This window comes from Streptomyces sp. NPDC050564 (genome assembly GCF_044457265.1).
Taxonomy (GTDB): Bacteria; Actinomycetota; Actinomycetes; order Streptomycetales; family Streptomycetaceae; genus Streptomyces.
Genome location: NZ_JBITGS010000032.1, coordinates 34,158 through 58,432, shown reverse-complemented (window position 1 = coordinate 58,432; position 24,275 = coordinate 34,158). Strand labels below are relative to the sequence as shown.

Annotated in this window: 14 protein-coding genes and 2 pseudogenes; 11 read left to right on the top strand and 5 right to left on the bottom strand. The window is 69.7% G+C overall.

The window, feature by feature from the left end; translation table 11 throughout:
• Positions 1–2: 2 nt before the first annotated feature.
• Positions 3–2,735 carry an alpha-mannosidase gene (locus ACIBK0_RS38365; protein WP_399090446.1) on the top strand — a complete coding sequence of 911 codons (2,733 nt, stop codon included), beginning with the start codon at positions 3–5 and terminating at the stop codon, positions 2,733–2,735.
• A gap of 83 nt (positions 2,736–2,818) precedes the next feature.
• Entirely contained in the window at positions 2,819–5,794 is a 2,976-nt protein-coding gene (locus tag ACIBK0_RS38360; RefSeq protein WP_399090443.1) for a glycoside hydrolase family 2 TIM barrel-domain containing protein, read from the top strand.
• 288 nt (positions 5,795–6,082) lie between these two features.
• Here the strand turns inward: ACIBK0_RS38360 and ACIBK0_RS38355 are convergent, their stop codons facing one another.
• A complete protein-coding gene (locus ACIBK0_RS38355) occupies positions 6,083–7,021 on the bottom strand; it encodes a DMT family transporter (RefSeq protein ID WP_399090440.1) in 939 nt (312 codons plus the stop codon).
• A gap of 156 nt (positions 7,022–7,177) precedes the next feature.
• Here ACIBK0_RS38355 and ACIBK0_RS38350 point away from each other — a divergent pair, with 156 nt between their 5' ends.
• The 3 genes from ACIBK0_RS38350 to ACIBK0_RS38340 all read left to right on the top strand — a co-directional run bounded on the left by ACIBK0_RS38350 (position 7,178) and on the right by ACIBK0_RS38340 (position 9,383).
• A complete protein-coding gene (locus tag ACIBK0_RS38350; protein ID WP_399090437.1) occupies positions 7,178–7,630 on the top strand; it encodes an Lrp/AsnC family transcriptional regulator in 453 nt (150 codons plus the stop codon).
• A gap of 480 nt (positions 7,631–8,110) precedes the next feature.
• Positions 8,111–8,593 carry a transposase gene (locus tag ACIBK0_RS38345; protein WP_399090434.1) on the top strand — a complete coding sequence of 161 codons (483 nt, stop codon included), beginning with the start codon at positions 8,111–8,113 and terminating at the stop codon, positions 8,591–8,593.
• Entirely contained in the window at positions 8,583–9,383 is an 801-nt protein-coding gene (locus ACIBK0_RS38340) for a PhzF family phenazine biosynthesis protein (protein WP_399090431.1), read from the top strand. Before ACIBK0_RS38345 ends, ACIBK0_RS38340 begins: the two co-directional genes overlap by 11 nt.
• 969 nt (positions 9,384–10,352) lie before the next feature.
• Here the strand turns inward: ACIBK0_RS38340 and ACIBK0_RS38335 are convergent.
• Together ACIBK0_RS38335 and ACIBK0_RS38330 are read right to left on the bottom strand one after the other, a co-directional pair.
• On the bottom strand, positions 10,353–10,496 hold the full coding sequence (locus tag ACIBK0_RS38335) for a Scr1 family TA system antitoxin-like transcriptional regulator (RefSeq protein WP_399090428.1): 144 nt from the start codon (positions 10,494–10,496) through the stop codon (positions 10,353–10,355).
• Between the two features lie 173 nt (positions 10,497–10,669).
• Positions 10,670–10,906, bottom strand: a complete 237-nt coding sequence (locus tag ACIBK0_RS38330; RefSeq protein WP_399090425.1) for a hypothetical protein — start codon at positions 10,904–10,906, stop codon at positions 10,670–10,672.
• A gap of 1,204 nt (positions 10,907–12,110) precedes the next feature.
• Here ACIBK0_RS38330 and ACIBK0_RS38325 point away from each other — a divergent pair.
• Positions 12,111–12,548, top strand: a complete 438-nt coding sequence (locus tag ACIBK0_RS38325) for a phage holin family protein (protein WP_399090422.1) — start codon at positions 12,111–12,113, stop codon at positions 12,546–12,548.
• Positions 12,545–12,991: a DUF3618 domain-containing protein gene (locus ACIBK0_RS38320; RefSeq protein WP_399090419.1), complete on the top strand. Its 447-nt coding sequence runs from the start codon at positions 12,545–12,547 to the stop codon at positions 12,989–12,991. The genes ACIBK0_RS38325 and ACIBK0_RS38320 overlap by 4 nt, the downstream gene beginning before the upstream one ends.
• Positions 12,992–13,347: 356 nt before the next feature.
• Here ACIBK0_RS38320 and ACIBK0_RS38315 read toward each other — a convergent pair.
• Positions 13,348–13,464 (bottom strand): annotated as a pseudogene (locus tag ACIBK0_RS38315) (IS5/IS1182 family transposase); the annotation flags it as partial.
• Between the two features lie 117 nt (positions 13,465–13,581).
• Here ACIBK0_RS38315 and ACIBK0_RS38310 point away from each other — a divergent pair.
• Positions 13,582–14,583 carry a zinc-binding dehydrogenase gene (locus ACIBK0_RS38310; protein WP_399090416.1) on the top strand — a complete coding sequence of 334 codons (1,002 nt, stop codon included), beginning with the start codon at positions 13,582–13,584 and terminating at the stop codon, positions 14,581–14,583.
• Between the two features lie 95 nt (positions 14,584–14,678).
• Here the strand turns inward: ACIBK0_RS38310 and ACIBK0_RS38305 are convergent.
• Positions 14,679–14,852, bottom strand: a pseudogene (locus ACIBK0_RS38305) (transposase); the annotation flags it as partial.
• A gap of 199 nt (positions 14,853–15,051) precedes the next feature.
• Between ACIBK0_RS38305 and ACIBK0_RS38300 the strand changes: the two are divergent.
• The 3 genes from ACIBK0_RS38300 (at position 15,052) to ACIBK0_RS38290 (ending at position 24,047) form a co-directional block, all read left to right on the top strand.
• Positions 15,052–18,807, top strand: a complete 3,756-nt coding sequence (locus ACIBK0_RS38300) for a S8 family serine peptidase (RefSeq protein ID WP_399090413.1) — start codon at positions 15,052–15,054, stop codon at positions 18,805–18,807.
• Between the two features lie 345 nt (positions 18,808–19,152).
• Positions 19,153–22,926, top strand: a complete 3,774-nt coding sequence (locus ACIBK0_RS38295) for a S8 family serine peptidase (RefSeq protein WP_399090410.1) — start codon at positions 19,153–19,155, stop codon at positions 22,924–22,926.
• A gap of 116 nt (positions 22,927–23,042) precedes the next feature.
• Complete coding sequence (locus tag ACIBK0_RS38290; RefSeq protein ID WP_399090407.1) at positions 23,043–24,047, top strand: helix-turn-helix domain-containing protein; 1,005 nt, start codon at positions 23,043–23,045, stop codon at positions 24,045–24,047.
• Positions 24,048–24,275: the final 228 nt, after the last annotated feature.

Genomic DNA, 24,275 nt, shown 5'->3' with positions numbered 1-24,275 from the left:
TCATGCAGAACTCCGCTGTCTTCGTTCCCCATTTCCACTGGGACCGGGAGTGGTACGAGCCCTTCCAGGTGTTTCGGCACCGGCTGGTCGCCGCCCTCGACACCGTGCTGGCCACGGCCGAGGAGAACCCGGACTTCAGGTTCACCGTCGACGGGCAGATGGCCGCGATCGAGGACTACCTGGAGATGCGGCCGGAGAACCGCGATCGCGTCGCGGCCCTGGTCACCGACGGCCGGCTCGCCATCGGCCCCTGGCTCATCCTGCTCGATGAGTTCCTCTGCTCCGGTGAGACCATCGTGCGCAACCTGCAGATGGGGTGGGCGGCCGCGGCGGGACTCGGCGGCGCGATGCCCATCGGCTATCTCCCGGACATGTTCGGCCACATCGCGCAGATGCCGCAGATCCTTGCGCGCGCCGGAATCGAGCACGCGGCGCTGTGGCGCGGTGTGCCCGGCTCCGTCGACGGTCATGCCTTCCGGTGGCGCGCTCCCGACGGCTCCGAAGTACGCACCGAGTTCCTCTTCGACGGCTACGACAACGGCCTCGACGTCCTGCTGGTGCCCGACCAGATCGGCCGCGCGCTCGGCGAGTACGCGCAGATGACCAAGGAGCGGTGGGGTGGTGACCCGGTGCTGGCCATGGCCGGCACCGACCACAGCGCGCCCGACCCGCATCTCGCGTCCTGGCTGCGGCGTGCGTCCGGCACAGAGCGCGCCATCACCATCGCCACGCTCGACGAGTACATCCGCAAGCATGTGCGCGATGAGGTGTCCGCCGTGGTCACCGGTGAGCTGCGCAGCCACGTGCGCGGCAACATCCTCCCGGGCGTACTCTCCGTGCGGCTCGGGCTCAAGCAGCGCATGGCCATCGCCGAGCGCACCATCGACCATGCCGAGCGGGTGAACGCCCTGTGGTCCCAGCGCGACGACGCGCCCTTCCTCTCGCTCGCCTGGCACAAGATCATCGAGTCGACCGCGCACGATTCGGTGGTCGGCTCCGGCACCGACGAGACCTGCGACCAGGTCGAAGCACGGCTCGCCGAAGCCGCGCAGACCGCGCGTGCGGTCCGGGACGCAGCACTCGCCGAGCCGGCCGCCCGGGTGCCGAGCGACGGCTACCTGGTCGCCAACCCGCTGCCGTGCCCGCGCATGGCACTGGTCGAGGTGGATGTCGTGGCCCCACCCGAGGGAAGCGCTCTGGTGGCGACCGCCGCCGACGGTTCGGCACATCCCGTGCAGCTGGTCTCCGAAGCCCCCACCGTGCTCAGCGACGAGCACATCGACGCCTCGCAGCTCGAACGCGTGCTGCGCCGCATCCACCGGCGCGAGCTGTTCGGCCGTCTGATCGACCGCTACGAGCTCACCCCGGGCTCGCTCGTCTTCCACCTCGCCGAAGTGCCGACCAGCGGGCCGTTCGACCTGCTGATCCTGCGTCGCGAGGTCGCCGCCGCGGCCGCCGCGCATCCGGGCCGGTGGCGTGTGCTGACGCTGGAGGAAGCCCGGGCCACCGCGCTGGTGCCCGTGCACGTTCCCGCCTGCGGGCTGGCAAGTTTCCGGGTGGCACCGAGCGACCGGGCTCCCGAGCCGTCGACGACGATCACACCCGTGACGGCGACCATCCACGCGCTGTCGAACGGGCTGGTCGAGGTCGCCATCGCGGCCGACGGCACCCTGGACGTGACCGGGGCCGACGGCACCGTGCTGCACCAAGTGGGCCGCCTCGTCGATGGCGGTGACCGCGGCGACAGCTACAACTACGCCCCTCCGGCGCAGGATGCGCTCGTGTCGGAACCGACAGAGGTCACCGTCGAACTCCTCGAGAACGGTTCGCTGCGTTCCCGGATGAGGGTCACCCGCGTCTACGAGTGGCCCGCCGCGCTCTCCTCGGACCGCGATGTGCGCAGCCGCCAGACCGTGCCGACCCCGGTGCAAACCCTCGTGGAGGTGCGCGCAGGTGAGCCGTTCGTGCGCGTGGCCATCTCGTTCCTGAACCAGTCCGCCGACCATCGGCTGCGCTTTCATGTGCCGCTGCCCACGCCTGCTGTCGGGTCCGCATCCGCCGGGCAGTTCGCCGTCACCGAGCGCGGACTCACCGCCGAGGGCGGCTGGGGCGAATATCCGATCCCGACCTTTCCTGCGAGTTCGTTCGTGTCGGCAGGCGACGCGAACGTCCTGCTCGACCACTGCAGTGAGTACGAACTCATCGACGACGGCCGCGAACTCGCGATCACTCTGCTGCGGGCGATCGGCTCGATCAGCGTCAACATCCATCCGCTCAGGGACGAGCCCGCAGCGAGCGAGATCCCCGCACCGGGCGCGCAGGATCTCGGGATGCGGATCGAGAACCGTTTCGCCGTCCTGCCCTCGGCAACCGGCTGGCAGGAGGCGAACGCGGTCGCTCTCGCCGAGGAGTTCCGTAACGACGTATGGGTTGCCCGCGGGACCGCACCCGCCGGGCGTCACCTGCCGCCCGACGCGACCGGCGTGCAAGTCGCCGGCAAGGACGTCTTCGTCTCGAGTATCCGCCGTATCGCCGACGGCGATCGAGGTGCCGGTACCGAGATGCGGCTGGTCGCGATGAACGATGCGGGAGCGACCGTCCGCGTGACCGGCGCGTTCACGCAGGCCACCACGGTCGACCTGCTCGGCCAGCCGATTTCCGAGTCGACACTGGTCGCGGACGGGCTCGAACTCGCCCTCGGCCCATGGGAGATACGCACGGTCGTCATCCGGTAATCGGCCCGGCCGCAGGCCAGCAAGACGCTCACGGCTACAGAATCCGGCCCCCCCTTTTGCTACCACGAAAGAGTTGTGACCTCTTGCCCTCCGAGCTTTCCTCCTATGTTTCCGACACCACGCCAGGGCACGGAGCGCTGCGCCCCGCACGCGCGTGGCTGCATTCCGACGCCCCCTCGCTGTCACTGAACGGTCCCTGGGGTTTCCGTCTGTCGCCGACGGTGCCGGCGGTCGAGGATTTCGCGGCCGAAGCCTTCGACGACAACGGCTGGGACAGCATTCCGGTGCCTTCCCACTGGGTGCTGCAGGGCGATGGCGCCTACGGCCGGCCGATCTACACGAACGTGCAGTATCCGTTCCCGATCGACCCGCCCCATGTTCCGGATGAGAACCCCACCGGCGACTACCGCCGCCACTTCCGCATACCTGCCGACTGGTCGCAGGCCGAGCGCATTGTGCTCCGGTTCGACGGTGTCGAGTCGCTGTTCAAGGTGTGGGTCAACGGCGTCGAGATCGGCAGCGCAGGCGGAAGCCGGCTCGCCCACGAATTCGACGTGACGGCGTCGGTACGCACGGGCGACAACGTCATGGCCGTACGGGTGCACCAGTGGTCGGCGGCCAGCTACGTCGAAGACCAGGACCAGTGGTGGCTCCCGGGCATCTTCCGCGATGTCACTCTCATCGCACGCCCGGCCGGAGGCATCGATGACCTCTGGCTGCGCACCGGCTTCGACAACGGTCACGGACGGGTCGAGCCGGAGATCACGGCCGATGCGGCAGCATTCCCGGTCATCCTGCGCATTCCTGAACTCGGCATCGAGCAGATCTGGGCCACAGCGGCCGACGTGGCTCCGCTCTGCGTCGATGGCGTGGAGCCCTGGTCGGCCGAGCAGCCTCGCCTGTACGACGCCACCGTCTCGACGGCCGCTGAGAGCATCGCCCTGCGGGTGGGTTTCCGCACGGTCGAGGTCCGCGGCGACCAGTTCCTGGTCAACGGCCGCCGCGTCGTCTTCCATGGCGTCAACCGCCATGAAACCCACCCCGAGCGCGGCCGCGTCTTCGACGAGGAACATGCCCGCCAGGATCTGGCCCGCATGAAGCGGTTCAACGTGAACGCCATCCGCACCAGTCACTACCCGCCGCATCCACGGCTGCTCGACCTTGCCGACGAACTCGGATTCTGGGTGATCCTCGAATGCGACCTCGAGACGCACGGTTTCGACAAACTCAACTGGATCGGCAATCCCAGCGACGACCCGGCCTGGCGGGGCGCGTATCTCGACCGGATCGAGCGCACCGTCGAACGGGACAAGAACCATCCCAGCATCGTGATCTGGTCGCTCGGCAACGAAGCGGGAACCGGCGCCAACCTCGCCGCGATGTCGGCGTGGGTCCACGCCCGCGACACCGGACGGCCGGTGCACTACGAAGGCGACCACACCGGCGACTACACCGACATCTACTCGCGCATGTACGCCTCGGTCCTCGAGGCCGAACAGATCGGCACCGACGGCTCACGCTCGACGCTGCTGAACTGCACTCCCGCGCAGAGCGCCCGGCAGCGCACCAAGCCGTTCCTGCTGTGCGAGTACGCCCACGCGATGGGCAACGGGCCGGGCGCACTCGACCAGTACGAGGCGCTGGTGCACGCGTATCCACGGCTGCACGGCGGCTTCGTCTGGGAATGGCGCGATCACGGCATCCTCACTACGGCCCCGGACGGGACGCCGTACTACGCGTACGGCGGCGACTTCGGCGAGGTGGTGCACGACGGCAACTTCGTGATGGACGGGATGCTGTTGAGCAACGACGTGCCGACGCCCAGCCTTTATGAGTTCAAGGCCGTCGTACAGCCCGTCCGCTTCACCTTCGACGGCGACAAGGTCGCGATCACGAACCTGCGGCACTCGGCCGACACATCCGACCTGCGTTTCCGCTGGCGCGTCGAGCACGACGGAACACCCGTGGACGCCGGGGACCTGGAAGTCCCCGTCGTCGCGGCAGGCGATTCGGGATGGGTGCCGCTGCCCCCGATCCCGGTATCGCCGGACTCGGAAACGTGGCTGACGCTCGACGCGGCACTGGCGGACAACACCGCTTGGGCAAGCGCAGGGCATGTCATCGCAACGGCCCAGCTGGACCGCTCGATCCGCCGCTCCCTTCCTGCCATCCAGCCCCGCACCGACTGGCGGCCGGACGCCGGAACATCGACGCTCGGAATCGCCGAGTTCATCGACGGCTCCCTCGTACGCCTCGCCGGCCGCGCCGTGACGGGCCCGCGGCTGGAACTGTTCCGTGCGCCGACCGACAACGACGAGAGCGCGTCCGACGAAGTAGCCGAGAGCGACGCCGACATCGCCGGGATGTCCAACGCCGACCTGTGGCGTCGCGACGGTCTGGACCGGCTCACCACACGACGCGTGTCCGTGGAACACACCGCGGAGGCACTGCGCACGATCGACAAGGTCTCCGCAGCGAACTCCGCCCTGTCGGTAACCGTGGAGTCCCTCTGGTCACTCGAAGGTGACGAACTGGAACTGCGGATGGAGATCGAGCCCTCACGCGGGTGGCAGACGGTGTGGCCACGGATCGGCATTCGCTTCGATCTGCCCGATGACGCGGCCGGCGTCGACGGCGCCGAGTGGTTCGGCCTCGGCCCGCTCGAGTCCTATCCCGACAGCCTCCGCGCAGCGCGCATCGGCCGATTCTCCGCCACCGTCCACGACCTCTCCGTGAACTACGCGCGCCCCCAGGAGACCGGACACCGCTCCCAGTTGCGGCACTTGGTACTGACGAGTGCCGGCACCGCGGTGCTCAGCATCACGACGATCCCCGACACGCAGGGGCGTCGCCCCGGCTTCACGCTCAGCCGCCACACCCCACAGCAGATCGCACGCGCTGGACACCCATTCGAGCTCGCCAACTCGACAACGAGTCACCTGATACTCGATGCGGCCCAGCACGGGCTGGGCTCGCGGTCCTGCGGACCGGATGTGTCGCCCGAGTTCGCGCTGCGCCCTGAATCCCGCACGATCAGGCTGCGCATCGCCGCAGGCTAGCGGCGCCGTCCACCGTGTCGGCAACGCTGCATCGCTGACGCTCTGTCAAAGGCGAGCTGTATCTGGGGCACTGGACGCAACGGTCCGACGCTTGCTGACGGAGGCCGAGAGGGCATCTTGTCTGGGGAGCTGCCTCCGTCAGCCGAGCTCGCGACCGTTCCGACGTGGATGGTGGGGCTACCGGGCTGGGAATGGCGCCTTGTCGACGGCGGTCTGCCGGTCGCTGGATGGTTCCCGGTGAAGCATGGTCGACCTCTCGGAGCTGGTACGCCCTGAGGACGGACTCCTTCAGACGCGCTCGCCGACCGGGGTCGGCTCGGGAACTGCGGCTTCCTCGACGGCCGTTCGGCGCTCGACCATCCCGAGTGCCACACCGACGATGATGATCACGCCGCCGAAGACCTGTGCGAGCCGGACTCTCTCTCCGTTGATCACCACGGCACCGAGCACACCGAAGACCGGTACCAGGTTGAGGATGTTGACCGCGACGCTCGAGGTCATCCGGCGCAGGCCGTAGTTGTAGAGGAGGAAGCCGCCGACGGAACACGCCACGGCCAGATAGGCCAGCAGCGCTGAGGCCGTGACGTCCGGCACCCGCCAGTCCCCGATCTCCAGGAGCGAGGCGAGCAGGAAGCCGGCGGCGCCCGCCACGGTCTGGTAGTAGGTGAGGTTCACCGCGTCCTGCCCGCGGCCCGCATACTTGCCCAGCACGTTGTACCCGGCCCACACCAGCCCGCCGAGCAGCAGCAGGACATCACCGAACCAGCGTGCACCGCCACCGACTTGCGCCCCGTTGCGTACGACCAGGAAGGATCCCCCAGTGGCGAGCAGCACACCACCGACCCGGAACAGCGGCATCCTGGTCCGGAAGAGCACCAGTTCCAGAAGCATGGTCATCAGCGGATAGGAGGCCACGATCAGAGAGGCGTCGGAGGCGGTCGACAGCTCGACGCCGATGTTCTCCAGCACGAAGTAGACCGTGATGCCGAGCAGGCCGCTCAGGTAGATCATCCGCCGTTGGCGGGCATCCGGCTGGGCGACAGAATTGCGGCGCATGCGCGCCATGATCCCGAGCAGCACGGCGGCGATCGTGAAGCGGATGGCCCCGATCGTCAGTGGCCCGACGTCCGCCAGCACCTCCTTGGTCACCGCGTACGAGCTGCTCCAGAACAGTGCGGCCGCCACGACCGAACAGATCGCCAAGACCCTCGTCTTCCGCTCGTCCACCCCTGATGCCCTCCCGTCCGAACTCCCCGACTCCGTCCGGACCGCACAGTGGAGAAGCGAATCATGAACGGGATTACTGCGGGCACGCTAGCAATGAGTCCGAGATGATGGCACGCTGACCGAATAGAATTCGGATCTCTGGGAGTGTGACGAAATATGGACGAACTAGATTCGGCGTTGCTGCGGCTTCTGCAGCAAGACGGTCGGCGCACCAACCGGGACTTGGCACAGGAGTTGGGCATCGCCCCCTCCACCTGCCTGGAGCGGGTGCGCTCCCTCCGTGAGCGCGGCGTGCTGCTCGGATTCCACGCCGAGGTGGACCTCCCCTCGCTCGGCCGGGGGCTGCAGGCGATGATCGCCGTGCGGGTACGGCCGCCGACGCGTGCGGTCATCGAGCAGTTCCAGGCCTTCGTGGCGCGGATGCCCGAGGTGATCGCGGTCTTCGTACTCACGGGCACCGACGACTTCCTCCTCCATGTGGCGGTTCGCGACACCGACCATCTGCATGCGGTCGTCCTGGACAAGCTGACCGAGCGACAGGAGCTCGCGGACGTACGCACCTCGGTGGTCTACGGGCACCTGCGGAAGAACGTCATCGAGCCGATTTGAGGCCCTCCAAGGTCGATCAGCAAGCGTTCGCCTCCAGGCTCCAGGCTGCCGACCATGATCCGCAGTCCGGCACCGGATACGTTGCGAACCACCGGCCCGCGCTGCTCAAGTGCAGCAGCGAGCGTGCCGGAGTCCTCGCCGAGCGGCATCGAGCGGCATGCAGAGGAAGTTGAAGTCGAACTGCTCGACGATACGGTCCATGAACTGCAGGTTCCCGCGGCTCGCCGACGACCAGGGGGTCGATCAGGCGGCGTCGTCGAGACCCATAGGGCATCCAAACGCTCGTGATCGAGGACCTGACCGTCCGCAACATGGGTCCGGATACTGCACCGTCCCCTGCACGGCTGACACCAGCCCTACCGCATCGTGCAAAGCCGCCCGCGTTGGGACGCCCGCACGCAGGGTCTTTTCGCACACGGGACAACTCGCTTCGTGCCAGGGAGCTCGGGTCGTCGAGGCAAGCCCCCGAAGATCAGCCGGGTGCTGGCGCTGCCCTACCTCCACGGCCTGCCTGCCGGTGACTACGTGCCTGCGCTGGAGCAGTTCCTGGGCAGTTCGGCCAGGCTCTCACCCGCGACGGTCACCTGTCTCACACAGCAGTGGCAGACCGACCACGCCGCCTTTCTGGACCGTGACCTGGCGGAGGTCGACTACGTGTACATGTGGGCCGACGGTATCCACCTCAACGTCCACCTGGAGGAGGCTAAAGCCTACGAGCTCGTCCTCGTCGGCGTGCGCGCCGACGGCTCGAAAGAGCTCGTTGCGCTGAAGGACGACCACACCGCGCCGGGGCCCCTTCGAACGCGGTCAGCTCGTCGAGCGCCCCGGGCCCGGCGCCGTCTGAGTCTGTCCGACGGATCTGCTTCCTTGCTAGCCTCCCGGTTCCATGAGTCTCCAAGTTGCGGTCGTCTACGCCTGTCAGCGTGCTGGGCAGGGCGGGAGCCCGACCGCGGTGGTCGATGACACGCTGCTGAGTGACGCCGAGCGTTGCGCGGTCCCGGTCGCGGCGGGCACGTCGCATGCCGTGTTCATCTCGGCCGAGGAGCACACGTCCGGCCGTCCGGTCGTGTCGCTGCGCTTCTTCACCGCTGCCGGAGAGCTGCCCGCCTGCGGGCATGGCACCGTGGCTGCGCTCGCGGTGCTCGCCGAACGCGCCCAGGCGCGGGAGCGGGAGTACGAGGCGGTTCTGCGCTCGGGGAGCCGGACCTTCCTCGGCCGCGCCACCGGCGGCGACAACCGGTACGAGGCCGTATTCGATCCCGGCCCTGTCGAGCTAAGCGACCCCGCCGCCGGGGACGGCGAATTGGTCCTTGCCGCCCTGGGCATTGATTCGTTGGAGGCGTCGGCACGATGTCGTATTGCTTCGGTGGGACGGCCCCGGATGCTGGTTCGAGTCGTTGATCGTCAGGCCCTGGCGGATCTGGCGCCCGACATGTCCCGCCTTCGGGAAGCTTGCGACCGGCTGGGACTGCTGGGCTGCTACGTGTACAGCATGCCATTTCCCGATGGCCGCGCCGCAGCCCGCATGTTTGCCCCCTCCATCGGTGTCCCCGAAGACATCGCCAACGCCAACAGCACCGCCTGCTTGGCTGCAGACCTCGCCGACCACGGCTTCTCCGCACTGGACGTCGACATGGGCGACTCGCTCGGCGAACCCTCAACCATCGCTGCGAGTATGCGTCGCGATGCCTCAGGTCCGCTGGTTCGAGTTGGCGGCACCGCGACGATCGCCTCGGGCATCTCCCTCATCTGATCGATTCGCGGCACCGGCCGGGCATTCCCCCGGGCGGACCGGTCCCGGAATTCTACGATGGCCGAGGGCCCGACTCATCCACAGGCAGCGACAATTCCTCGCATGAAGGCTCCATCGGTGTCATCGCTGCTGACGCAGAAGCGCAAGAGTGTCGGCGGCCATGGCCGTCAGCATGCACGTGGAGTGGGCATGGGCCTGCGCCACATCGCCCGCCACCTGGGCTGGGGCCGACACACTGTCCAGCGGTGCGCCCGCGCCGCCCGTCGGCAGGACATGGTCATGGGTCGCAAGGCGCCAACTCCCAGCAAACTCAGCCCTCTCAGGCCCTACCTGGCCTCGCGCTGGGCCGAAACCGCAAGGAGGTGGCCATCCTCGATCTCCACCAAGAGATCACCGCACGCGGCTTCCGCGGCCACTACTCCACCGCCCGCGTCTAGACCCAGTGCGACCTGCCGCAACAGGAAGGTTTCACCCCCGCCACCGCCGTGGGTACGGCAGATGACCGGCCGCCCCGCGGCCTTTGCCGGCCGCTGGGAACGCGGGTCCCTGGCGGTCCACACCTGGTCCACCGGCTCCGGGTCCGCGGTCACGGTGCGGCAGATGACGCGGCGGGCTAACCGTCTCACCCACACCCCAACCACCCACCCCCAGCTGCGCAGCTGTGGCAATGGCTCGAGACGACCAGCGGCAGCGGCCAGTCCCTCTCCTGGTCGGCGACGTCGCGCCGAAGCAACGACGCCCGGACCGCTGGGGGTTGAGGACTAGCTCTTGCTTCACGAACGGCACGCCCTTGGCGCCTTCGTAGAGGGCGCGCCGCGATGAAAGAGCGCGACCTACTCATCCACGACATCCGCCCAGCCTCGGGCTCCAGCGTGCGCTTGCGTCCCCGCCTCGCCATCAACACACCCCTAATGATCAGGGAACGCTGCGACAAGTGTTGGAACCCAAGCGTCGCTACTGGTCCACTTTTTAGCCGTCGCCGACGCACCAGGACTGTGGGGTTGAACGCCGCCCGTACATGATCTGCACCTCTACGTTGTCCCGAGAGCTGAGGTGGACGATTTCCGCGTGCTGTGCGCGCATCACCTCGGGCGATCCGATGAGAGTGCGCAACGTGTTCTCGAACGAACGTCACCGGGAGCCTCACCGCGCCCAGCTGGGTGATTTCCCCCAGCCTGGCCACATACGGATGATCGTGCCGCCACGGACTCGAGGAACCTCCTCGCTACGTTCCCTTAGGGTCGGCGGAATGGTCGGCCGTAATCTGTTCACCCGTGAGGAGCTGGTCATTCATGGCCGTTTGCGAGGTCTGCAACAACGACTACGAGATGGCGTTCGAGATGCACGTCGCAGGAGGAGCCGTCCACACATTCGACAGCATCGAGTGTGCCGCCCAGAAGATGGCACCGACCTGCGGCAACTGCCAATGCCGCATCCTCGGCCATGGCCTTCAAGCGGGGGGCCAGTTCTTCTGCTGTGGACACTGTGCGCGCCAGAAAGGCTTTGCAGAACTCGTGGATCACGCTTGAAAGCCACGTCCCGCAGTGCCACCCACCATACTGTTGACGTCAGCCGGACCCGGATGGCTGGTCGGTGATGTCGGCACGCAGGTGGCGCCCTGGCGCGGCAATTCGCACTGGACGAGGGCATGCGGCATGGCACGTGGGCCGCTATCTGCTTGAGTGACCAGTGCCGCGCAGACGCCCGCCGCAGGGTCATGCCCATCGCGATGGGCATGACCCTGGACCAGGAGTGCGCGACCTCCCACAGCCGGTCTGCCTCCGCGAGTAGCAAACCGGCTTGTTCACGAGCCACCCCGACCACTCCTGCCTTGGGGCATCAGCAACCTCCAGCCCGCCTGCCATTGCACGGCAGGCGGGAGAGCCGCTTCCAGGGTGAGACTGCGTCTGGCGGCGTCCGGGCGCACCGGACCGGGCCCGTCAGGACTCGGTGATTTCGACCGCATCGAGGACCGGTTGTCGGCCAGGTCGCGGACGGCCCCCACGCCCGGGGACGTCACCTGCCCCTGGTCCTCAACGCCGGCCTGTCCGGCTCCGAGCGCAGTCCGGCTGGGCTGACCGCGACGCCTCGATGCAGCGTGACGCTGCCGCATGGCAGCTCACGATCCGAGTTACCCGCCCCGGCGCGGGGTTCGGAAGACAGCCCAGTCGAGCGCTCCGGCACCGCTCCGGGTTGCCCGAGCGGTCCGACGCGAGGGCGGGGGTTCAGGCGGGAACTGCCCGAACGACCAGGAACGCATCGACGCCGAAGGCGTCGAGGAAGGCGACCGGCGCGGCCCGTGACAGGGCGTCTGCATCGCGGACGCGGGCCGACCCGCTCGAAACTGCTGAGCGGGCCGACGCTGTGTGCCCGCAGCCTCAGACCGCCGGGCACACACGGAAAACCAGCCGGGGGCCGCTGCCGCGGCTCCCCAGAGGCCGCACCGGGCGGGTAACCCGAATCCCAAGGTGTAACCCGGCTGTGCCGTGGCTCGTGAGGCTGCCGGGGCAGACCCAGTGCGGTGCCGCAGGGTCTGCATCCCAAGGTGTGCAAGTCGGTCTGATGGCGGTTGTCGAGTGCTCCGTGCACCCCATGACGCTGCCGCGCTGATAGACGACTTCTGCGCCGGCTGCACCACTGCCCTGAACCGCGGCGTTCGGGGTACTCGCGGGCCATGTGAAGGGGTCGGACTGCCCGGCCCGCAGGAAGGGACGGGAGGTGACCGCCATGACGGGCACGCAGCCGTACGCGTCCGGGCCCGACCGCAGCCCGCACCACTCCGGCCAGGAGCCGGTGAGCGAGCTGGTGCAGCGAGCCTCGCAACAGCTGACGGAGCTGGTGCGCGGTGAAATGCGCCTGGCGCAGGCGGAGATGAAGCAGAAGGCCAAACGCTACGGCAAGGGCGGCGGGCTGTTCGGCGGCGCCGGAGTGATCGGCTTCCTGATGCTGCAGGCCCTGGTGGCCGCCGTCATCGCGGCGCTGGCCGTGCCGCTGCCCGTGTGGGCTGCGGCGCTGATCGTGACCGCCGTGCTGGGGGTGATCGCCACGGTGATGGCCGTCAGCGGTAGGAAGCAGGTCAGCCAGGCTGCGCCGCCCACCCCGGAACAGACGATCGAGAACGTGAAGGCCGACGTGGCCGAGATCAAGGAGAGCGCACGGCGATGACCCAGCGACCCCACGACGAACCCACCGCCTCCAGCCCTGAGGAGCTGCGCGAGCAGGTCGAGCAGACCCGCGCCGAGCTCGGCGAAACCCTCGAGGCGCTCGCTGCCAAAACCGATGTCAAAACACGCACCCAGGAAAAGGCCACCGCGGTCACGGAACAAGCCACGGTCAAGGTCCGTGAGCTGAAGACCAAGGCCGCCGACCTGGCCAAGCAGGTGCAGGACAAGCTGCCCGAGCCGGTCCAGGGCACGGCGGCCCACGCCGCCGAGCAGGCCCGCGCGAAGGCGGCCCAGGCCGGCCAGCTGTGGCACGACAAGGCCCCCGAACCAGTACAGCAGAAGACCGCCCAGGGTGCGCGGATGGCGCGGGACCACCGCACCGTGATGCTGGCGGCCGCCGGTGCGGTCGTGCTGGTGTGGCTGGCCTGCCGCCGGAAGGGGTGAACCGGATGAAGGCATCGAAGCTCGCGCCGCTGCCGTGGGCACCGGCCAAGTCCTGGCCGGCTGCGCGGCCGTGGTGGTCCTGGCCACCACGGCAGCCCTGTTGTCACCGCACGTACGGAGTTTCCCTGCCCGGGCCGGTCAGGGCGCCCTCCTTTCCGTAGTGCCGGACGGTGTTCGCCGAGTTCCAGTTCCCCATGGCTTGGAGCCCGCCGTGGATCTCCCGGCGCAGGCCGGGCCAGGTGAGGCGGTCAGGACTGTGACGGTGCCTGTCGCGAAGGCGCTATCGGGACACGCCCACCGGTCCGGCGGCAGCACGCACCGCCTCGAACAGTGGTCGGCAGATCAAGCAAGCGGAAACCGCGCGGCAGCTGGTGCCTGGCTTGGTCGCGCTTTTCCGGGATGGTGAGCGGGATCCGGCGGCGTCGCAGGTAGGCGCGGATGCGGCGGGAGGAGTAGGCGCGGTCGGCAAGGACATGATGGGAGGTGAATCTCAACAGGCGGAAATCCGGGGCGAGTCGGGAATGAACCCGCCGCGGCTGCATGTTGACCACCGCCGACCGACTCTCCTGCCCCGGGAAGAAAGCAGGCTCATGACGTCCTCGCCGACCACTATGCGCGCCGTCCGGCTCTCCGCTCCCGGCCCCGTGGACAACCTCCGGCTGACCACGCTCCCGCTCCCGCCCGAGAGGGACGGCTGGGTGCGCATCCGCGTCGAGGCGTTCGGCCTCAACCGCTCGGAGCTGAAGCTTCGGCTGGGTCTCAGCGTGGGCGTCAGCTTTCCCCGGGTGCCGGGTATCGAGGCCGCCGGCATCGTCGACGCGGCCCCGGCCGGCAGCGGGCTGGCTCCCGGGCAGAAGGTCGTCGCGATGATGGGGGACATGGGGCGCACCTACGACGGCGGCTATGCCGAGTACACGTCGGCGCCGCTGTCCCAGGTCATCCCTGTCGACACCGACCTGCCTTGGGAGGTGCTGGGCGCCTTGCCGGAGATGGTGCAGACCGCCTACGGCTCGCTCACCATCGGCCTGGACCTGAAGCCCGGTCAGTCCGTACTGATCCGCGGCGGCACATCCTCGGTTGGCCTGGCAGCCGCCGCGCTGGCCACATGGCGCGGCGCCACGGTGCTGTCCACCACACGGCAGGCCGGCCGCCTCGCTCTGCTGAAGGAGCACGGTGTCGACCACCCCCTGCTCGACACCGGTGAGGTCGCGCGCGCCGTGCGCGAGCTGTACCCGCACGGCGTCGACGCCGCCCTTGATCTCGTCGGCACACCGACCCTGCCCGACACTCTGCGCGCGGTGCGCGTGCACGGCACGGCCTGCTTCGGCGGCAGCCTCTCCAACCAGTGGACGGTGCGGGACTTCTCCCCGAACGAGTACCTGCCGAAGGGTGTGCGCCTGGCGGGCTACTTCGGCGACGCCGCCGACCTGCCGCGGGAGGCCTTCCAGGAGATCGTCGACGCGGTCGCGGCCGGCCGGCTGGACTTCCCTGTGGACCGCGTCTACGACGGCCTGGAGCAGGTGCCGCAGGCCCACGACGACATGGAGCACGACCGCGCCACCGGCAAGCTCGTCGTCCGCGTCCAACATTAGGACCCGTTGAAATGTTGATCAAGGTCGTGGAACGAGATCGATGTGGTCGTGGGGATCTGACAGACCAACAGTGGGAACGGCTGGAGCCGCTGTTGCTTCTTGAGGAGCACGGCGTGCAAGCGATCCCAGCCGCCGGCCTCGTGCCAGGCGGTCGGCCGTCGCCAGCAGGTCATGCCCGAACCTAAGCCCAGTTCCTGCGGCAGGTACTCCCATTGAATGCCGGTGTGCAAGACGAACAGGATCCCGCGCAGGGCCTGCCGGTCCGGCACTCAAGGTCTGCCCTCGACCAGCTTGGGCCCGGGCTGCGGCGGATGGGGCCGATCACCAGGAAGGGCGGACCGACGACCGCGCGCTCCACCGGCGGCCCCATCCCCTGCCATGTACCGCCTCCGCCCCGGTGGTAGCGCAGTTGTGCCATGACGCAGCCGCGCCAGCGGGAATCCATTGCCGTAGGCCGAGGGTGCCTCCATGATCCAGATCAACTCCCGTTCCCGGTTCCCCTGGAGGCTCTCCTTGCCCGAAATCCCCTTTGCCAGACCCAGGTTGATCGCGCTCGGCGCGGTCGCCGCCCTGGTACTCGGAGTCGTACCGGCCACCGCCGCTGTGTCCGCGAACCCGGTCACCCCTGTGCCCGCCGAAGCCGCACAGCGGTCACCCGCCAACAGCGGCACACACACCGTCACTCTGATCACCGGTGACAAAGTCACGATCGGCACCGCCGCCGACGGCACCGTCGTCCGGTCCTTCGAAGCCGCGAACGGAGCCACGGCGGGCTTCCACCGTGCCGTCATCGACGGGGCGACGTACGTGTATCCCGACGCCGTCCTGCCGTATGTCGGTACCGGAAAGCTGGACAAGCAGCTGTTCAACGTGACCCGGCTCATCGCCGACGGCTACGACGACGCGCGCGCCTCCCGGTTGCCGCTCATCGTGAGCTACACCGACGCCGCCACCAGGTCCCGCACCCGGCCGAAGGTGGCCGGTTCGAGCGTCGTCCGCCGGCTGGACATCATCCAGAGTGCCGCCCTCGCGCAGAACCGTAAGCAGGCCCCGGCGTTCTGGTCCGCGCTCACCGGCGGTCCCGGCGCGGCGGCCCGGACGGCGAAGCCGGCCTTCGCCGGAGGCATCGCCAAGGTCTGGCTCGACGGCAAGGTGAAGGCCGACCTGGCCGACTCGACTGCTCAGATCGGCGCGCAGCAAGTCTGGGCGGAGGGGAATTCCGGCAAGGGCGTGAAGGTCGCGGTGCTCGACAGCGGCGTGGACGCCGAACACCCGGACCTGACCGGCCAGGTCGACACCAGCGCCAGCTTCGTCCCCTACGAGGAGGACACCGCCGACTACAACGGTCACGGCACCCACGTCGCCTCGACCATCGCCGGCACCGGCGGCGCCTCGGACGGCAAGGAGCGGGGCGTTGCCTCCGGTGCCCGGCTGGCCATCGGCAAGGTGTTGGACTCCGACGGCAGGGGCCAGGAGTCCTGGATCATCGCGGGCATGGAGTGGGCCGCCCGGGACCAGCGGGCCAGGATCATCAGCATGAGCCTGGGCGGTGGCGGCGACGCCACCGACCCGATGAGCCGGACGGTCGACACGCTCAGCCGCGAGACCGGCGCGCTGTTCGTCGTCGCGGCCGGCAACGGCGGCCCGCACGCCATCAGCAGCCCCGGTGCCGCGGACGCCGCGCTGACCGTCGGCGCCGTCGACTCCGCGGACCAGCTGGCCGACTTCTCCAGCCAGGGCCCGCGTGACGGCGATGCCGGGCTGAAGCCCGAACTCACCGCACCCGGCGTCGACATCGTCGCGGCGCGCTCGCACTACAAGCGGGGGTCCGGCTACTACACCACGATGAGCGGCACGTCGATGGCGACGCCGCACGTCGCCGGCGCCGCAGCGTTGCTCGCCTCCGAGCACCCCGACTGGACCGGTTCGCAGCTGAAGGAGGCGCTGGTCAGCAGTGCCAAGGCGACCCCGTCGTACACGCCGTACCAGGCGGGCGCCGGTCGGCTCGACGCGCTGGCGGCGGTGCACGCCTCGGTCTTCGCGACCGCCGAAGCCTACTCCGGCTTCCACACCTGGCCGCAGAAGCCGGGAGAGACCGACGTCCAGAAGGTGACGTACACCAATGTCGGCGACGCCCCGGTCAGCCTCGGCCTGACGGTCGACGGCACCGTCCCGGCGGGGTTGTTCTCCCTCTCCGAGGACCGGATCACCGTTCCCGCGCACGGCACCACAACGGTCGACCTGACCGCGCGACTGGACCGGCTGACGGCCGACCAGCCGGTCAGCGCCATGGTCACCGGTACGGACGGCACCGGCACGGTGCGGGCCCGGACCCTGATCGGCGGCGCCCGCGAGGGCCAACGTCAGAATCTGACCGTCGTCGCGAAGGACCGGTCGGGCCATCCGCTGGCGGGCAGGGTCGTCCTCACCGCCGAGCACCTCTTCACGGTGATCGACCTCGACGACTCCGGCACCGGTACGGTGCGGCTGCCCGTCGGCAGCTACAGCGGCTGGCTCACCGCCGACGTGCGGGGGGCCAACGGGCCGCACTCGCGGGGCATGGCACTGCTCGCCTTCAACGACGTGCAGCTGGACCAGGATCGCACCGTCACCCTGGACGGCCGGAAGACCCGTCAGATCCTGGCACGCGTGCCGCAGCAGACCACGGCTGTCGCACCGCGCCTGGACGTCCACCGGTCGTTCACCGACAGCCTGGTCGAATCGTCCATGCTGCCCGATCCGTCCTACGACAGCATCTGGGCGCTGCCGACCGGCAAGAAGGTCACCGACGGCGAGTTCGAGTTCGGTGCCCGCTTCCGCCTGGAGCAGCCGGCGCTGACCCTGGGCACGACCTCGAAGACCTACGCCGACCCGCTGGTCAAGCGCGCGGCCGAGCCGCTGCCGGCCGGCACCCGGACGCTCACGGCGGTCTATGCCGGCGAGGGCACGGCCGAGGAGTTCGCGCGCCAGAACGTGCGCGGCAAGGCCGTCGTGGTCCGGGGCAGCGACCCGGCCGGGATCGAGGCACAGGCGAAGGCCGCCGCGGCCGCGGGCGCGCAGGTACTCGTGGTCGTCAACGACGGAATCGGCCGGCTGCAGCCCTGGGACGAGACTCCTTGGAGCCCGCAGAGCCCGGCCCCGCTGACGGTGGCAACCCTCAACGCCGACCAGGGCGCCGACCTGATCGGTGCGCTCCGGCACGGAGCGGTCAAGCTGAAGGTCACCTCGCACCCCACCACCGACTACGTCTACGACGTGGTGCATCACTGGTCCGGCGCCGTCCCGGCGGATCCCACCTGGCAAGAGGAGCCGAGGGACCTGGGCAGGGTGGATGTCTCGTTCCGCAACTACCGGCCGGGCAAGGCGATGGAGTTCCGCCCCGATGTCTGGCGCGGCTGGGCCGTCGGCAACCAGCTCACCACTCCCGCCCAGGGTGAGCGGACCGACTGGGTGACCTCCGCCGCCACCTGGCTGGACGACGCCTTCATCCAGGGCGAGACCGGGCAGCACTCGATCGGCGTCCTCCGCTACCCGGCACGGAAGACCGGCAAGGTCAGCTGGTTCGGGCCGATCCAGCGGCCCCGGATGGGCCCGATGGGCTACCAGCCGGTGCGCTACCTCGACACGATGTACATCACCGCGCCCGGCTGGGGTGACTCCGGCGCCGGCCATGTGGGCGAAGCCGGGGCCAATTTCGACGTCAAGGACTGGATGTCGCTGTACCAGGGCGACCAGCAGCTCGACTGGGGCAACGCCGAGTGGCTGCAGGTTCCCGCGCTCGCCGCGGAGCGGCTGCCCTACCGGTTGGTGCTCGACAACGACCGAGGTGCCTGGGCCAACCCGTACTCGACGCACACGCTCACCGAGTGGGACTTCACCTCCGCGGCCACCGGGACCGAGTCGACGCAGGCCCTCCCGCTGATCCAACTCGACTACGGCGTCGACACCGACAAGGCCGGCCGGGCCGATCGCCATGCCAATGTGACGGTGACCCCCTCGCACCTGCCCGGTACCACGACCGCCATAGTCAAGCCCTCCTTCGAGGTCTCCTATGACGACGGCAAGACCTGGCTCCGGAGCGACCTGACCCGCACCGGCGACGGATGGCGGACGAGCCTGCGCGCACCGAAGTCGGCGGACTTCGCCACCCTCCGGGTGACCGCCCGGGACAACGCCGGCAACGCCGTCTCCCAGACGATCACCCGGGCGTTCGGCCTGCGCTGACGTCGGCGAGCAGCACGAACCGGGCGGGGCTGCGATCGGCGGCCCCGCCCGGCAGCATTAACACCACGTTGTTCCGGTGCAAGTCCGCACCAGCCGGGCCACGGTGGCGGCGGCCGACGTTCCTCGTGGCCGAGCGGGGCAATCCGTGGCACGGCTCGCGAAATCCCGGCCAGAGCCGGCCTGCGGTTGCCGCGGACGCCTCCCGGCCGCCCGGCGCCGAGCGGTGGCACCGTTGCGACATGTCCCACCTGTGCCACCGGAATCGAGTGACACCTCATCCGCCTCCAGCTGATCCTTTCCAGCGCATGAACACCACACTGCGGGCCGAGGGAAGGCACAGGACTGATGAGACGGATCCGCCTAGTGGCGGCGATATCGACAGGCTTTGCGCTGGTTGCCGGAGCGGCGGCCCCCGTGTCCGCGGGCGCAAGTAGCCCGCGTGGAGGCGCCGTTGCGAGCACCTCGGCCGACGCCACGGCGACGGTGCGACTGATCACGGGTGACCGCGTGACGGTCACCAGGGCCTCGAACGGCCGGCAGATCGCCTCCGTCACCCCGGGCGACGGGCGACGGGGTGTCCTCTTCCGGACCCAGGAGCAGGACGGGCATCTGACGGTGCTTCCGTCCGACGCCGGCACCCTGGTCGCGTCCGGCCGCCTGGACCGGCAGTTGTTCGACGTGACGGCGCTCGTCGCGCAGAAGTACGACGAGGCCCACACCGACGCGCTGCCGCTCATCGTGGGCCGGGCGGACGGGGTGGCGGCAGCTGCCGTCAAGGACCTCACCGCTCTGGCGGCGAAGGAGTCCCCCGTCCGCAGGCTCGCCAGCATCGACGCACGGGCGATGCGCGTGTCCGACAGCGACCTCGGCCGGTTCTGGAAGGAACTGGTCCCCGCCGACGGGCAGTTGAGGGCGACCGAGGTCGCCGCCACCCCGCGGGTGTGGCTGGACGGCCGGGTGGGCGCGTCCCTCGACCGCAGCACGGCACAGATCGGTGCCCCGGACGTGTGGCAGGCCGGTTACCGGGGCGACGGGGTGAAGGTCGCCGTCCTGGACACCGGTGTGGACCAAACCCACCCCGACCTGGCCGGGCGGGTCGCCGAGGCCAGGGATTTCTCCAACAGTTCCGGTACCGGGGACGTCTTCGGGCACGGAACCCACGTCGCCTCCATCGTCGGCGGCAGCGGCGCCGCGTCCGGCGGCAGCCGCAAGGGAGTCGCGCCCGCCGCGGAGCTGCTCGTCGGCAAGGTCCTCGGCGACGACGGCTACGGCAGCGCCTCGCAGGTGATCGCCGGCATGGAGTGGGCGGCATCGCAGGGAGCCAAGGTCGTCAACATGAGCCTGGGTTCTGAGGAAGCCTCCGACGGCACCGATCCCATGAGCGAGGCGCTCAACGACCTGAGCCGGACCACCGGCACCCTGTTCGTCGTGGCGGCGGGCAACAGCGGGCAGCAGGGCGCGAGCACGGTCGGCTCGCCGGGGGCGGCGGACGCCGCGCTCACGGTCGGAGCCGTCGACCGGGACGACTCGCTCGCCCCGTTCTCCAGCCGCGGACCACGCCTCGGCGACGACGCGGTCAAGCCCGATGTGACGGCACCCGGTGTCGGTATCGTGGCGGCCCGCGCGGCCGGGACCACGATGGGCGATCCGGTGGACGAGCACTACGTCGCCGCCTCCGGCACGTCCATGGCGACCCCGCATGTGGCGGGTGCCGCCGCTCTGCTCGCCCAGCGCCACCCCGACTGGTCCGCCGCGCAGTTGAAGGACGCACTGGTCAGCACGGCACGTACGGTTCCCGGTCAGGAGGTCACCGAGCAGGGTGGCGGCCGGATCGACGTGCGCGCCGCGGCCCTGGGGTCGGTCACCGCCACCGGCACCCTCGCCCTCGGCCCGTTCTCGACCGGCGGCGGTGCGGGCGGCACGTCGACGCTGCGGTACACGAACACCTCCGACCAGGACCTCACCCTCGCGCTCACCGTCAAGCTGGCCACCGCGGGCGGCAAGACGCCCGCCGACGGCACGGTGCGCCTCGGCTCCGGGTCGGTGCGCGTCCCCCCCGGAGCGACGGCGGAGGTCCCGGTGACCGTCGACCCGGCCCGCGCCGGACAGGGCAAGTTCTACGGCTATGTGACGGCCGCGTCGACGGACGGGAAGACCAGTGTGCACACCACGCTCAGCCTCGTGGTGCACGGGCCGACCCACCGGATCACGGTGAAGACGATCGACAAGGACGGCAAGCCGGTCCCGGCCCTGCCGACCATCTGGGGAGCCGACGGGTTCGTGGGCTACACGAGCACCGAACCGGCCGTCGCCGAGGTCGAGGAGGGCGTCTACCAGCTGAACACCAGCTGGCTGGACACGGCCGGCGACGGACAGGAACTGCGCGAGGTGGTGCTGCCCGAGGTGAAGGTCACCAAGGACACGACCGTCACCCTCGACGCCCGCAAGACGGTCCCGGTGGACATCCGCACGCCCCGGCCCGCGGAACAGCGCGGTGTCCTCAACTACCAGACGTACCGCAAGCTCGACGGCCACAGCCTGCTCCAGGGCACCATGTACTTCGACGTCGCCAAGCGTCTGCTGGTGAGTCCGACCGCCAAGGTCACCGAGGGAACCTTCGAGTTCGCCTCGCGCTGGCAGCTCGTCGCCCCGCTCCTGCAGACCCGGGTGCCCGGCGCCGACCTGGATCTCAACGCCTACTACATGCCCGACTCGCCGCTCTTCGGGGACCGCGGGGCCACCCTGACCGCGGTCGACGCCGGTGATGCCGCCAGCCCCGACTTCCGGCACGCCCGCGGCCGGCTCGCGGTCGTCAACGACCCGACCGGCGCCTACGAGAAGGACCTCGTCGCACAGGCGGCCGCGGCAGGCGCGCGCGCCGTCATGCTCGTCCACTTCAGCGACATCGCATGGACCCGCTGGAACCCGCAGGGTGAGCGCTGGGCCGTGCCGACCGTGAGGATCGGCGCCAAGGCCGGAGCCGAACTGCTGGCACGCCTCGCCGACCGCACCACCACGGTGAAGTTCTCCGGCACCGCCCGCAGCCCGTACCTGTACGACGTGATGCAGGTGTCCGCACAGCAGATCCCCCGGCATGTCGTGCACACCGTGTCCGACCGCAACAGCGCGGTCGTCCCGAGCACGTACGCCGACAACGGTGGCACCGGCTGGGCGAGCGAGCAGCGCTTCGGCTGGCGGCCGTACCAGGACACGGCCTGGCTCCAGTACACCCGGTTCGTGCCCACAGGCGTCGCCCGGATCGAGTACGTCAGTGCCGGTGACACCATGTGGCAGCACCTGGTGCACCACACCACGACGTTCGACGTCGACATGCCGCTCGCCGTCGGCATGCGCGACAACCCGCGGACCTACCGACCCGGTGCACAGCCGCACGAGACCTGGCAGGGCGCTGTCGTACGGCCGTCGATTCCGGCCGGCACCCCCACCGCGACGGTGCGCGACGGCAACGTGCTGCGACTGCGCATCCCGGAGTTCACGGACTCGCAGGCCGGGCACTGGTCGCGGGCCGTGGCCGGCGACGGCGGCGGTGTCGGCACGTCCGCCGCGGACCCGGTCGGTGACGCCACCGCCGCCGTCCTGTATCGCGACGGCCAGAAGATCGAGGAGATGAACGGCGCCTGGTCGGACGTGGAGGTGCCCGCCGGCCCGGCCCAGTACCGGCTGGATCTGACAACCTCGCGGAATGCGCAGGACTGGAAGTCGGGCGTCGCCACCAGCACCTCCTGGTCCTTCCCGTCGGGCCGGACGGACACCGCCACGCCGTTGTCGCTGCTCCAACTCGACTACGACGTACCGGTCGACGCGCACAATGCGATACGCGCCGGGCGTGCACACACCATCGGTGTGCGGGTCCGCCTCCAGGACGGGCTGTCCGTTCCACGCGGGGTGACGGTCCGCGTCGAGGCCTCCTACGACGACGGCCGCACCTGGCACCGGACGGAGGTGAGCGACCGTGGTCACAACGCCTTCCGGGCCGGGATCGAGGGGCCGTCGCGGAGCCGACCCGACTCCTGGGTGACCCTCCGCGTCACGGCGCGTGACGCGGCCGGCAACTCGGTCCGGCAGACCGTGCAGCGTGCCTACGCCCTGCACCCGTAGCGCCCCGCCGGGGGGCGTACGGTTCGCCGTACGCCCCCCGACTCCTCCCCCTGGTGTAGTACGGTCTTCAATCACCAAGTTCAACCATTGAATCCAGGGGCCGGGGAGGGACATTCGTGGTGCTGGAGGCCGCAGGAGTCTCCCCCGAGGAGGAGTCCGTCTATGGGCTGCTCGTGACGTCCGGCCGCGCTACGACGGCGGACCTCGTCCAGCGGGCCGGTCTGACGGAGCTGGAGGCCGAGCGGATCCTGACGTCACTGACGTCCAAGGGTCTCGCCAGCCATACAGACGCGACCCCGAGGGTGTTCCGGGCGGTCCCCCCGGACGTGGCGCTGCTGCCCCGGCTGAGGCGCAGCGCCGACGCACTGGACCTGGCCCGGGTCGAGGCCGCTCGTCTGGTCGAGTCCTACCGGGAGACGATGCGCCGGCACGACGCCGGCCAGTTGCTGGAGGTCATCACCGGGGCCGAAGCCCTGCGCCAGCACCTCCGGCAGATCCAGACCAGCACACAGGACGAGATGCTGTGGTTCTGCAAGGCCCAGTACGTGGCCATGCCGTCGGGCAGCAACGCCGAGGAGTTCCAGGCACTGACCCGGGGCGTACGGTACCGGGTGCTGTACGAGAAGGCGTTCTTCGACGACGAGGGTGCCGTGGACAACGTTGTCGCCGGCGTCCGGGCCGGCGAGGTCGCCCGCGCCGTACCGCACTTGCCACTGCGCCTGGCGATCGCGGACCGTTCTGTCGCGATTTTCCCCCTCGTGGCCGGCGGACCCCACGGCAGCCCGGAGGAGCCCACCACCGCGCTGGTCAGGGACAGCAATCTGCTCGCCGCCCTGATCGCCCTGTTCGAGCGCTACTGGGAGGACGCCGTCCCCCTGCACGTCGACGACGCCGGCGCGGTCTCGAGCACCGACGGCGTCGGCGGGGCCAACTCCCTCTCCCCCACCGACCACAAGCTGCTGTCCCTGCTGGTGGCGGGCGTCGCCGACAAAGCGATCGCCTCGCAGATGGGGCTGAGCCGACGGACCGTCCAGCGCCGTATCCAGAGCATGATGGAGCACGCCGGCGCGACGACCCGTATGCAACTCGCCTGGCAGGCGGCACGCCGCGGTTGGCTGTGAACCGGCGCCCTCCGCAACGTTCGCTCCGGGTCCGGGCCGCGCACGCTGCGCCGCCATGGCACGCGGCGGCCGCCGCCGGGTGAGGTGGGGGGCAGTACACAGCGGCCGCCGTCGCCGCATCCCTCGACGACACCGCCGACGCACGGCCCGTCAGCGAGCTGTGGGCCCACCTCGACGGGCGGCGCAGCGCCACGTGAGCCGATGGACCGTCCTCGTACCGCCCAGGCT